This window comes from Candidatus Neomarinimicrobiota bacterium (genome assembly GCA_021734025.1).
Lineage (GTDB): Bacteria > Fidelibacterota > JAANXI01 > JAANXI01 > JAANXI01 > JAANXI01.
Genome location: JAIPJS010000003.1, coordinates 315350 through 328885 on the forward strand (window position 1 = coordinate 315350; position 13536 = coordinate 328885).

Annotated in this window: 9 protein-coding genes; 6 read left to right on the plus strand and 3 right to left on the minus strand. The window is 49.8% G+C overall.

Annotated features, from left to right (window positions below; all coding sequences use genetic code 11):
* Positions 1-50: 50 nt before the first annotated feature.
* The 6 genes from K9N57_05505 (at position 51) to K9N57_05530 (ending at position 9491) form a co-directional block, all read left to right on the plus strand.
* On the plus strand, positions 51-2162 hold the full coding sequence (locus K9N57_05505) for a hypothetical protein (GenBank protein ID MCF7803624.1): 2112 nt from the start codon (positions 51-53) through the stop codon (positions 2160-2162).
* A gap of 194 nt (positions 2163-2356) precedes the next feature.
* A complete protein-coding gene (locus tag K9N57_05510; GenBank protein ID MCF7803625.1) occupies positions 2357-4096 on the plus strand; it encodes a DUF5060 domain-containing protein in 1740 nt (579 codons plus the stop codon).
* A 722-nt stretch (positions 4097-4818) separates the two neighbouring features.
* On the plus strand, positions 4819-5130 hold the full coding sequence (locus K9N57_05515) for a hypothetical protein (protein ID MCF7803626.1): 312 nt from the start codon (positions 4819-4821) through the stop codon (positions 5128-5130).
* Positions 5099-5533 carry a tail fiber domain-containing protein gene (locus tag K9N57_05520; protein ID MCF7803627.1) on the plus strand — a complete coding sequence of 145 codons (435 nt, stop codon included), beginning with the start codon at positions 5099-5101 and terminating at the stop codon, positions 5531-5533. Before K9N57_05515 ends, K9N57_05520 begins: the two co-directional genes overlap by 32 nt.
* 278 nt (positions 5534-5811) lie before the next feature.
* The gene (locus K9N57_05525; GenBank protein ID MCF7803628.1) at positions 5812-7110 is read left to right on the plus strand and encodes a T9SS type A sorting domain-containing protein; all 1299 of its coding nucleotides are present in this window, start codon (positions 5812-5814) and stop codon (positions 7108-7110) included.
* Positions 7111-7313: 203 nt separating this feature from the next.
* Complete coding sequence (locus K9N57_05530) at positions 7314-9491, plus strand: T9SS type A sorting domain-containing protein (GenBank protein ID MCF7803629.1); 2178 nt, start codon at positions 7314-7316, stop codon at positions 9489-9491.
* Between the two features lie 142 nt (positions 9492-9633).
* On the opposite strand, the gene K9N57_05535 is transcribed toward K9N57_05530, so the two are convergent.
* The 3 genes from K9N57_05535 to K9N57_05545 form a co-directional block, all read right to left on the minus strand.
* Entirely contained in the window at positions 9634-10524 is an 891-nt protein-coding gene (locus K9N57_05535) for a MurR/RpiR family transcriptional regulator (GenBank protein MCF7803630.1), read from the minus strand.
* A 125-nt stretch (positions 10525-10649) separates the two neighbouring features.
* On the minus strand, positions 10650-12923 hold the full coding sequence (locus K9N57_05540) for an LUD domain-containing protein (GenBank protein MCF7803631.1): 2274 nt from the start codon (positions 12921-12923) through the stop codon (positions 10650-10652).
* Between the two features lie 23 nt (positions 12924-12946).
* A complete protein-coding gene (locus tag K9N57_05545) occupies positions 12947-13486 on the minus strand; it encodes an LUD domain-containing protein (GenBank protein MCF7803632.1) in 540 nt (179 codons plus the stop codon).
* Positions 13487-13536 lie beyond the last annotated feature (50 nt).

A 13536-nucleotide genomic window follows, 5' to 3' on the forward strand; every position in this document is an offset into this window, starting at 1 on the left:
GAAATTACGGCGAATACCCACCGAGCAAACCATACAGACAAGAGGTCCGCATGTATCGTAAACTGCTTATCATTCTGATTCTCCCGATAGCGTTCACCGCCTGTCAATCCGGGGAGATAGACCGGGAGGCATTAGTTTACCGACATTTTCCGGGATTGACCGAAGTCGACACCCTTTCATCATTTACTCTGGGGAACGGTAACTTTGCCTTTACCGCCGATGTTACCGGCTTACAGACATTTCGGGAGGAGTACGAAAACGGAATTCCACTGGGTACCCAATCCAACTGGGGTTGGCATATAATCGGCGATACCAATAGATATTCTCTTGCTGACGCATTTAATACGTACGATACCCACGGGCGTGACGTGACCTACGCTTCCGGGCGGTACGAGGGAGCAGGACAATGGCTCAGGGCAAATCCGCACCGGCTTCACCTGGGGCAGATCGGATTTCTGTTTCGGGGGACGAGCGACGGACAGGTCGATCTGGATGAAATCAAATCTATTGACCAGACCCTTAATCTCTGGCAGGGAATTTTAGAAAGTAATTTTTCCATAGATGGCAATGGCGTCTGGGTGGAGACTGCCAGCCATTCAACGCTGGACCAAATCGCCGTCAGAATGCAGTCTCCGCTCTTCACAGACGGTAAAAACGGAATCCTCTTCAGGTTCCCGTACGGCACCCAATCCTGGGGAAAACAGACCGGCGACTGGCAGAGTCCCGGAGAGCATAGTTCGATAATACAGACCCAGACAGACCGGTCAGTGACGATTAAGCGCGCACTGGATGGCGTCACGTATTATGTACACATCCAGTGGGAGGGTGATGCTAAATTCGTGGAACAGGCGCCTCATACATTCCATCTGCTTCCCAGCGGGAATGAAAAATTTGCATTTATCGCCAGTTTTTCGGAGTCCAAAAAGGAAGCGGATCTCCCGGGTGTGGGAGAAACATTTCAGGATTCCAAAACATCCTGGGCCCGGTACTGGAACTCAGGGGGAGCTATCGATCTGTCGGAAAGTACCGATCCGAGGGCGCAGGAACTTGAGCGCCGTATAGTACTGTCTCAATATTTGACCGCGGCCCAGGGTGCGGGTGATCTGCCTCCACAGGAAACCGGGCTGACCTGTAACAGCTGGTACGGCAAATTCCACCTGGAGATGCACTGGTGGCATGGGGTCCATCACATCCTCTGGGGGCGGACAGACTTGTTTAAACGGAGCCTCCCATTTTACGATAATGCGCTGGCCAATGCTCAAAAGAAGGCAGAGCGACAGGGATACAAAGGCGCACGATGGCCGAAGATGGTCGGTCCGGACGGCAGAGAGAGTCCGTCTGACGTTGGTGTCTTCCTGATTTGGCAGCAACCACACCCCATTTATTTTGCGGAGTTACTCTACCGGGAAGCCCCGACGGCGGAGACTCTTGAGCGCATGAAGACCCTCGTCTTCGAGACTGCTGAATTCATGGCATCATACGCACACTGGGTACCAGAAGAAGAACGATACGTGCTCGGTCCACCGCTGATTCCTGCTCAGGAGATTTACGATAAGGAACAGACCATGAATCCGCCGTTCGAACTGTCCTACTGGCAATACGGATTGCAGGTCGCCCAGCGATGGCGTGAGCGCATGGGAATGGATCGGGTCGAAAAATGGGATCACGTAATAACGCACCTGTCGGATCTACCGCAGCAAAACGAACTGTACCAGAATGCGGAGACCGCCATGGGCACCTTCGAGGACGAGTTCCACCGGAACGATCATCCGACACTGCTTGGCGCGTACGGCATGCTGCCGAACGATTCCGTGGATGTGGAGACAATGCGCCGCACCCTGAACAAAGTCATGGAAACCTGGAACTGGGAAGAAACCTGGGGCTGGGACTATCCGCTCACCGCCATGACGGCGGCAAGAGTGGGCGAACCGGAGATGGCGATTAACGCGCTGTTAATGGACGTGCAAAAGAACACCTATCTGAATAACGGTCACAATTATCAGGACGATCGGCTCACGCTGTATCTTCCCGGAAACGGCGGACTCCTGACAGCCGTCGCCATGATGGCCGCTGGCTGGGACAGCGCTCCGAACGAACACGCTCCCGGCTTTCCGGATGAAGGATGGACGGTCAAATACGAAGGGCTGTCCCAGATGCCGTAACCTGCTTAAACCGAAATCCAGGTTGCAGAGATTTGGCACCCTGATTCGGATGGCTTTTCTCCCAGGTTATGCTTTCTCTGATTACCCCCTGAACTTTCATAAACTTTACGGAAGGCAATATGTCGACACTTCGAAATTTTGTGCTACTCGGGCTACTCCTGTTCACATGCATCTCCTCTGCTTCTGGAGTGGAGATGAGTGGCGAATTACGGAAATGGCATAAGGTGACCCTCACATTCGAGGGACCGGAAACTTCGGAGCAGGCCACACCAAATCCCTTTCTGGACTACCGACTCAATGTACGGTTCATTAATGGTGACACAACCTTCCTTGTCCCGGGATATTTCGCCGCAGATGGCGATGCTGCCAATACTTCTGCTTCCAGTGGCGATAAATGGCGAGTCCATTTCGCTCCCCATGAAGCGGGTATCTGGAATTACGAGGTATCGTTCCGGTCCGGACGCAATATCGCGGTGAGCGACAATCCTGATGCCGGCAAAAGCGCCGGATTTATGGATGGTAAGTCAGGTACGTTCCGCGTGAAGGAGACGGATAAATCAGGCAGGGATTTTCGAGGCAAGGGCCGGCTTCAGTATGTCGGAAAACATTATCTCCGGTTCGAGGAGACCGGAGAATATTTTCTAAAGGCAGGCGCGGACGCGCCGGAAAATTTCCTGGCATACAAGGATTTCGACGGTGATTTCAAGCACGACGGACATAACGACGACCTGATTAAATCATGGGAGCCACATGTGCAGGACTGGAATCAGGGTGATCCGGTCTGGCAGGATGGCAAAGGAAAGGGCATCCTTGGAGCCATAAACTATTTGGCGTCGAAGGGAATTAACGTCTTCTCCTTCCTCACCATGAATATCGGCGGCGATGATAGGAACGTCTTTCCGTATGTCACTTATGATGATTATACCCGACTCGATGTGTCCAGATTGGCTCAGTGGGAGATCCTGTTCCAGCACGCCGATTCCCTGGGAATGTATCTCCACTTCAAGACCCAGGAGGCCGAGAACCAGGATACACTGGATGCCGGCGCCCTTGGCGTGGAACGTAAACTCTACTACCGGGAACTCATCGCCCGGTTCGGACACCACCTGGCGCTCAACTGGAATTTGGGTGAAGAGAACGGGAAATGGGGAGATCACGAAGGACAGTCTACACCTCAGCGCCGCGCCATGGCGGGATATTTCCGGGAGTACGATCCGTATCGGCATCATATTGTGATTCACAACGGTCAGTCGTTTGACGATCTGCTTGGCGATAAATCGAAGCTCACCGGAGTCTCCGTTCAGACCCACCGATCGGACTTCAGGCAGGTCCACGATGCCATTCTCCACTGGAGACAGGCTTCCGACCAGTCCGGCAAGCCGTGGGTTGTAGCCATTGATGAACCGGGGAACGCCTCGGATGCTCTTCTTCCGGATGCGGAAAACCAGGATCACGATAATGCCCGGCAGAACGCTTTGTGGGGCGCGTTAATGGCTGGCGCAGGCGGAATAGAATATTATTTCGGATATGACCATCCCCAATCGGATTTAACCTGTCAGGACTGGCGTTCCCGGTCAAACATGTGGGACCAGTCCAGATACGCGCTTAATTTCTTCAGGGAGCATGAGATCCCGTTTTGGGAAATGACCAACACCGACGATCTGACGACTGATACTACCGATTACTGCTTCTCCAAAGAGGGCGAGGTATACGTAATCTATATGAAAACGGCGGAAGAAAATCTCATCGATTTGGGTGAGTCCGTCGGGAGGTATCAGGTGGAATGGTTTAACCCCCGTACAGGTGGAGCACTGAAACAGGGAAGTATCGGGACGATTGCCGGGCCAGGCGAAAAAGCCATCGGCGCACCACCGGCCGATCCGGAGAAGGATTGGGTAGCGCTTATTCGGGCAGCGCGACTTGGTGGCTGGTAGTTCCCGCTTTAGTGGGATATTCGTTTGTTGTAAGTTGTTCGTTGTCAATTATACCGTTTACTTTTTGTGAGCTTTTTCATCCTCTGCGAAATCACTGAATTCTCCGCAATGAACTATGAACCATCCCGCACGGATCCCTTTGGGACAAACAATTTTTCCATTCTCCTTTCTCCCTGCTCCTTTCTCCGCTTTTTTTATGCAATACCCAAAATAGCACTTCGCAAAAATCCTTGAATTTGATAAAACTAATTAATAGGTAAAGTATAGTTACAGAAGTAAAACAAAACGCATGTCATTCCAGGTTGACAAGGGCTGAGTCGGGTTTTCCCAGTGATTACCAGGTTTTAGTCGATTAATGTGAACACAGCCCGGTCGAAAGTATTAGCCTCCTTCGGCGACATCGTTTTTATCGTAGATTTGGTTATAAGTGATGAAAAAAGCGAGTATAACGTTTTGTATGCTATAGATATATGTTGCAGCCGACAAATTAACGCACGTCATTCACGTTTCGTCACCACCGGGTAGAGTGCTCCCGGTACATACGATCACATCCTAGGCGAACAGTGGTGATGCGCAACGGTTGTTTGACCGGACCAGTCCGGTGGCACCGAATTCCCTAAAGTTTCGATAAGAAGCGATAATACCTGGACAGTATCAGGTGTTAAACCAGTAGAGTCGCTCAGTACAGGACATGTAAGCGAATCCAGACAAAGGAGGACAGTATGTATTCAAAAACGTTCCGGATCGTAGGTATGGTCATAGTGTTCATCATCGGGCAGAGTGCCTTTGGCCAATTAGAGATTGGCGACGATGGAAATGTTGGCATCGGCGTTACCCCTTATTCAAACTATAAGTTGCGTGTTCAATCAGTAAATGGAAATTATAATTACGGTATACGGGTTTGGGCAGATGCCGGTAACTATACTAATTATGGTGTCTCTGCCAGGGCAGAGGATGGCTGGTATTCCTATGGAATAAGAGCGACCGCAAGCGATGCTTCCTATGAAAGTTATGCCGGGTATTTTTTCCGGTGATGTTCATGTCACAGGCGAGTTCACTAATCCCTCAGACATCAAACTAAAGGAGAATATTCAGCCGGTCGGTTCCGTGTTAGGTAAACTGAAGCAGCTGCAAGCCAAATCGTTTAATTATAAACGGAATGATCCCAGGTACAAACCGATGAATCTCGCTTCCGGTAAAAGAGTTGGGTTCATTGCGCAGAACATGGAAAAGCTCTTCCCGGAATTAGTGAGCGAAGATGCGTTTATAGATCCCGAAGCGCCAGGTGCTGAAAAAGCAGGGGAAGAACCGGAGCCGATCAAGTATAAGTCCATAAATTATATTGAACTAATCCCGGTCCTGGTGCAGGCCATTCAGGAACAACAGCAGGAGATTGAGGCGCTGAAACAAGAGATAAACCAGGGGAAAAATCGATAGGTAGCACTTTCCCCGAAGATGCATCCCCCTGGCGGCTTTCCAGGATGGTCGGGGGGATGTATGATAAAAGCACCCGCTGTCTATAATGGAAACCGCCAACAAGTCCCCCTTCGAAGGGGGACGCTCTCCGGCAGGCGCCAGAGAGCAGGGGGATGAGAATATCGAAAGCTGCATCGCAATGGCTCCGTTCCCCCGAACGGCTGGTAGAGAAGACGCTCTTTGAATTAGCGACATTTCAACGCGTGAATAATTGATGGCAGAATAACAAGGAGAAGACTATGAAACACAATAAATTTCCCGGAAGTCAAAAAATACTGTTTCTCATTGCAATGTTTGTGTTGATTGCCAGTGGACAAACAATCTATGCCCTACCTCCTGTCGATCTTGTAGTTGACAGAGAAATAATAGTGGCGAGTTTAAAAGGAGGTGGAAATACCACAGAACCCGTGATCACAACTATTAATAGCTTGGGAGATCCATGTTTTATAGATGAGGGCTGTCTTAGTGGAGAAGGTGAACGCACAATTCTCCGCTTCGGAACACGTATTGCGAATAGAGGGAATGACACATTAAATCTTGGAAATCCCGAAGACCCAAATAATCCTTATGCGGATTATTGGCATTATCATGCATGTCATGATCACGATCATTTTGATGCGTTTGCCGAATACCATCTGTTTGATCTGTCGGGCAATGAACTCTCAGGAGGTCACAAAGCGGGATTTAATGTTTATGATTATGGGCCTGGCGATTGTGGTGAATTTAGTGCGGAGGACCCTTTGCAGGGTATTTCGCCAGGTTGTTATGATTTTTATGGTATGGATTTGGATTGCCAGTGGGTTGATATTACCGGTATCCAGGACGGTTTCTATATATTAAAAATCACCACCAATCCAGATGAAGTCATACCTGAATCAGATTACAGTAATAATCATGCATCCGTCTTGCTCTGGTTATCGACTAGTGATGATCAACCTGATGTAGACCCTTATTATCCACGGCCAACGTTATCCAACCGTGTAATTGGTTCTGGCGACGAGGTCCCGCTGGAAACTAAGTATCCAATCACAACAGGTACATCGTATACGATTCAAAGTGGCGGAACTGTTTCATTTCTTTCCACTGACGGGATTACACTGAATTCAGGATTTACAGCAGACATGGGCAGCGCTTTTTATGCGACTGTTCGCCCGGTGTTGACCGGCGGCGGATTGGGGTACCCCGGATACGGTGAGCCTGGGTTCATAAAACAGACGAGTAATGAAAAAGCCTACAAATTAGCTCATGAACAAATGCCAACCGATTATAATCTGTACCAAAACTATCCCAATCCGTTCAACCCGGATACACGGGTTGAGTATGCCCTGCCGGAGGCTAATGTAGTAACGATAACCGTTTATAATTCACTGGGCCAAAAAGTCAAAACAGTGGTCGATGCCCACAAACCGGCCGGTACCCACACTGTCCTGTGGGACGGAACAAATCAGGCCGGGAATCCCGTGTCCAGTGGGATGTATATTTTCCGGATCCGAGCGGGCGATTTTACAAAAAGCATTAAGGTAAATAAGATAATGTGAATGGAGACGTCGGACTTTACAGATGATGTTTTTGCCTTTGCCTCCACCATTCGGCGGAGTTTGGGCGGAATCCCGCCCAGGCGGGATGGTTCTCTGGATGGCGGGATATATGGAACGAATAATTGATGAGAAGATATTATTAGAGCAAAAGGGCCACCGTTTTGGTTCTCTTTCGGTAAAAAAAAGAAACTAAGGAGATAGGAATGAAAAAGTTACTCGGCATATTAATGTTGATCTTCCTTTCCATCCACACAATTTATCCCCAAAATCCGGAGTGGGTCACCTTTTATAATTATACACCCGCGGTGACTTCGTTGGCCGTCGAGGGCGAGAATATTTGGGTGGGAACGTCAAAGTGGGGTCTTTTCAAGATCAATCGAGTGTCTCGCTTCACCGGAGAACGAACCTTGTTTAATACCTCAAATTCAGGATTACCACATCCGTATATTCAGTCCCTTGCCGTCGATGCCAACGGCACCAAATGGATTGAGACCTATACAGGGTTAGCGGCCTTTGACGGGATCACTTGGACAGTATACACACCCCATAATTCAGGGCTGCCAAGTAATAGTTTTTCCTCGCTTGTTATTGCTGCAAACGGCACCAAATGGATTGGGACCAGTCGGGGCGTCGCCGCCTTTGACGACACGACCTGGACGGTCTACAATACCTCGAATTCCGGGTTGCCGGATAATCGGGTTGAATCTCTTGCCATCGATGGAAACGGGAATCCGTGGATTGGAACGGATACTGGCTTAGCCGTATTTGACGGAAGGAACTGGACGGTTTACGATACGTCCAATTCCGGGTTGCCGGATAATTTTATTCTATCGCTTGCCACTGATGGGAACGGTACAACATGGACCGGAACGAGACGTGGCTTAGTAAAGTTTGACGGCACGTACTGGACGGTTTACGATACTTCCAATTCCGGGTTGCCAGAGAATTACGTCAATTCTATTACTTTCGATGAAAAGGGAAACACATGGATGGGAACTGGTGGTGGCTTAGCCATGTTTGACGGTGCCACCTGGACGGTCTATAATACCTCAAATTCAGGAGTGCCAAGTAATCGTATTGAGTCTCTTGTCATCGATGACAGCGGCAAAGTATGGATTGGTACAAGACGAGGGTTAGCCGAATTTGATGGGGCCGATGTGACGGTGAATCCCCTCAATTCCAATGTGCCGGGCAATATCATGCATGCCATTGCCATCGATGGCAACGGCACGGCCTGGATTGGGGCCGGTGGCTTAGCCGCATTTGCCGGCATACATCCCGACGGCTCAGACTGGACGGTCTATACACCCAACAATTCCGGATTGCCAGGTTATAGTCTACAAGCGCTTGCCTTTGATGGGACCGGCACCGCGTGGATCGGCATTTATGATAGCGGATTGGTCGCCTTTGATGGCACCAATTGGACGGTGTACAACACATCAAATTCCGGGTTGCCGGAGAATAATATTGAGGCGTTGGCTGTCGACGGCAGCGGCACCCTTTGGATTGGAACGTATGAAGGTCTGGCTGCTTTTGACGGGACCACCTGGACGGTGTATAATTCGTCCAATTCCGGGTTGCCGGAGAATATAATTCAGGCGCTGGCTATTGATGGGAGTGGCACCCTCTGGATTGGAACAAATAGTAGAGGCTTGACCGAATTTGACGGCTCCCGCTGGAGGGTGTACCACCACTCCAATTCCGGCTTTCCAGGGCATGGGATTGGGGCGCTAGCCATCGATGACGATGAAAATACATGGATGGGGACTGGAGTTGGTTTAGTCAAATATGACGGAGGGCTCACTTGGACGGTGTATGATACCTCCAATTCCGGCTTGCCGAGTAATGACATTGGGGCACTAGCCATCGATGACGATGGAAATAAATGGATGGGGACGAGGGCTGGCTTAGTCAAATTTGACGGTACCACCTGGACCGTATATAATACCTCCAATTCTGGTATCCTGGTGAATGAGGTCAGATCCCTGGCCGTCGATGGGAGCGGAAATACATGGATCGGGTCGGGTTATGGATTATCTGTCTACCGGGAGGGAGGCGTGGTTGCCGTTGACGAAGAGAAACCGACGGCCCTGCCGACAGGATTTGTCTTGTCCCAAAATTACCCCAACCCCTTCAATCCCACCACCACCACCACCATCCGGTATGGCCTGCCAGCGGAGTCGCAGGTGACGTTGACCGTTTATGACCTGAGGGGCCGGAAGGTCACCACATTAGAAGATTCCCGCCAAGCCGCGGGCTGGCATATGGTGCAGTGGGATGGCCGGAACCAGTTCGGTCAGCCGGTGAGTACGGGGGTTTATTTCTATCGCCTGGTAGCCGGCGATATGATGCGGGTCAAAAAGATGATATTTTTGAAGTAGGAATTGAGATGTTTTTGATAAATACTAAATTGACTGTCATAACAGGAGGCTGTTAGTATATTCCGCTTCAACCCGCTATGCGGACCTGAAGCGGAATTAACGGTAACACAAAAACACGATAACACATTACTACTTTACTCTCTCACTGTATCTTTTCGCTGTCCGAGACATCCTTGGTTTTCTGAAATTTTTCAAAGGCATCTTCGCCACGAAGAATACTGGTATAAAGGAACAGGATATCGATTAGATTCATTTGGGCCGTCGTCAGCGGCATATCAATATCCAGGAACTGCGCCGCATTTCGCGGGGTGGTAAAGAGCGGATATTCCGCAATTTTTGAGAGGGGGCTGACGGCATAATCGCACAGACTGATGACGTGGGCTCCGCGATCTGATGCCAGTCTGGCAGCTTCCACGATTTTTTCCGATCGCCCTGATGAAGACACAGCCAGCAACACATCGTCCTCATCCAGAAGGGAGGCCTTGATCTTGACCAGCGTCATATCGGTTTCAGCCGTCGTTGGGATGCCAAGCCGGAAAAACCGAATATAGGCATACCGTGCAATTATGCCCGATGCGCCAGTTCCGATAGTCACCAGTTCGCGGGTATTGGATATGCGCTCAGCGGCTTCCTGCAGCACGTCAACTTCGATAATTCGCCTGGTCTCGTTCAGAATACGCACCGAATTCTGAAACGTTTTTTCGATGATAGTCTCAATATTGTCATCCAATTCAATGGGAAAACCACTTGACGCTTCAATCTCTTCCTGGTCGGACGTGACATCCCGGATGAGAGTATTGCGAAACTCCTTATAGCCGTTAAAGCCCAGTTTTTTCGTAAACCGGATGATGGTAGCGTAACTGGTCCCGGATTTATTCTCTAGTTCCTGAATCGTAAACAGGACCGTATCCTCCGGGTGTTCGAGGATGTAATCCGCGAGTCGCTGTTCGGCGGAATTCAATCCATCTCGAATGCCCCGCAACTTCAGCAGAATATTGGTATGGTTATTTTTAGATATTTCATTATTACCCATGTTGCCGCCCCTCTCTCAATTTCGATCCATCTGTACCATTAACGATATGATAATGTAAAAAGACTCAACACAACTCTGCATGCCTGATTACGAAAACACAGTAAATCCGAAGTGCACCTTAACGCCTAGTCCAATAACAGGGAGTCCAGTAATTCCAATGGATGGAATACCTTCCTGCCCGTGAGTGATTGTATTTGATCCGTACAGGACGTACCGCTGGCCAAAAGCAGGCATTTGCCCGTATCGGATTCGGCAGATTCTATCTGGTTTACGAGATTTATGCCGACTTCTTGAGACACTTCGTAGTAATCCTGTTTATAGCCAAAACTTCCGGCCATTCCACAACATTCCACAGAGGATGTGATCACATGAAATCCCAGCGATTGGAGCAGTGCAACCGTTTGATCTGCAGCATTGGCGGAGCGCTGCTGGCAATGGCTATGGTAAAACACCCGATCCGGCCACTGATGATTATCCTGATTTTTGATAAAATCAGCGATTTTATCTAACACGGATTCGCCGAGGTTAAAAATATATTCGATTGGCTCAAAGCTCTGCTTCAGGAGTCTACCCAATAATTCCCCATCGGGAAGGAGGTGGGAATAGTCCTCACGGAACATGCCCAAAACACTCGGTTCAACTACAATGATATCCCGATCGGACTCCAGATATTCCCGGCATGTTTCCGCCAGAACCTTCGCACGTTCAGAAGCAGTATTAACCATACCCTGAGATAGCGCAGCCCGGCCGTCCGGGAGAGTATCCATAACGGTCGTAGTCATGCCCAATTTTTTCAGCACCCGTATAGCTGAAATCCCCCAGGAAGGATGCAGATAATTGACGTAAATGTCGGGGAAGAATACCACCTCATAATTTGCAAACTGTTCGGATTCAATTGAGCTCAGTGTGCGGAAGGAATGACGGTACCATGTGGTAAAATTCTGGCTTGCGAATCTCGGTAGATCCGCATCGCTGGCCAGTCCCACCAATTTCTCTAAAATAGTTTTTGAAAATGCCGTATTTGCGATCCAGTTTGAGAGGGGAGCAAGCCGGGAACCCCATTTTGCGAGAGTGGCGTAATTGCCGAAGAATTGCTTTTGAAGGGGGGCTGAGGTATCCTCCGGGGCGCTGTCCAGCAGACCACGATATACAAAGGAAAAGGGGTCTTTCTTGCGCGATTGATTGATACGGTCACGTAAAACGATATTCAACCATGGGATGTCGATTTTTACGGGACACTGGGGTTTGCACCGCGAACACCCGGTACAAAGTTCATTGAATTTCGCAGTCTCGATCCCATGGGTCCCGGATTCCCAGGCGCTTCCGATTCCGCCGGAGTAGGTCTCGCCGCCGTATGCATGTCCCCCGAGGTTCTGAAAGTTGGCGCACGAATTCAGACAAGCCGCACACCGAATACAATAGAGCGCCTCGCGCAGCATCGGATCCTCGCGCATGTTCATGCGGCCGTTGTCTATCAGAACAAGGTGAAACGCCCTGGGCCGGACCGGTTTCTCCCGAAAGGAGAAGGGTCTAACATCCAATGGGGGAGTTACCAAATTGGTGTAAGAGGTCAGTGGCTGTCCGGTACCGCTCGGACCTAATAACTCAATGAACGGAAACAGGTGTGCCTTAGACGGAACGATCTTTTCAACACCGGCCACCGCAATGTGAATCGGCGGCGTCTGCATAACCATCCTGATATTGGCTTCACTCTCCACCAGCATCAGGGTGCCGCTTTCAGCGGCAATTGCATTCGCTCCGGTTATCCCGATATCCGCATTAAGAAACTTTTCCCGGAGGATGTCCCGGGCGTATTTGGTCAGCGCTTCACCCGAATCCAACGGCGAATCGGTATCATAAACTCGCTTGAACAGGGTGGAGATCTGTTCCCGACTACGGTGGATGGCAGGGCCCACTATGTGAGACGGCTGTTCATCCGCAATCTGTATAATCATCTCACCGAGATCGGTCTCCACTACCTCCATGCCGGCGGATTCCAGCACTGTATTCAGATGAATCTCTTCCGTAGTCATCGACTTGGATTTTACTACTAATTCCGCCTCGTACCCGCTGCAGAGATCTTTAATATGCTGAGTTGCATCCTCGGCATCGCTGGCCAGATAAACGGAGCCGCCGTTTTGTTCTACTGTGGATTGCAACGTCTGAATGAGATCTGGCAACCGAGCGATGGAGTCTTCCTTGATAGCGCGGGCTTTTTCCTTTAATACCTCATAGTCATCGATAGCACCAGTGGCTTTGTAGCGCCCGATATTAAAGGTGTTCGTGTTTCGCCGGACGGAATCCTGCTCGTAGTCCAACGCCAGCCGGATGCCACCCTTGAGGGATTCCTTGGTGTCCTTCCTGGCATATTTCCTTGGAGTGTAGTCCGGCTGCTCCATATTTCTGTTTTTCGCCATAAGTTTTATTCCAATAGAATTATATGCAATTCACCCGGACCGTGGACGCCGCGCACCAATTCGCCCATATCTGCCGTGGCGCTCGGTCCGGTGATTATTACCATGTTATTTAACAGGGAAGTGTTGCTGGATTCTTCAATCTGTAACAAATCACTGGGACAGTAGACGAGATCTTCAATATTCAACAAGGCAATATGGGATCGGGTAAACAGGCTGACTGAACCGGCAAGATCACTCCCGACGGCGACGCAGATGGAACCGGTTCTGGCGATGCCGGCGAATGCGCCTGTGATTCCGCACCAGGCTGCCTCCAGCTCTTCGTCATTCGGATGCTCAATGATACCATCCATATTGCGGATGGTGGTAGTCAGGTCGGACTCTAAAGAGGCGGATGATGCAAAGATAGTTATTGAATTTTCCCTGAGATGTTGTGATATAGCGGCAGAGACCGAATCCGTCTCTATAGAGATAATTTCCACAGATGCCCCAGCGCCTTCGGCTGCAGCTCGAAACTGATCGATATATTGATTGGTCTTTTCAGTCATGGTTGTATCACACAAAAGTCGTGAGTTATCACCGGCAGAATACCGGTGTA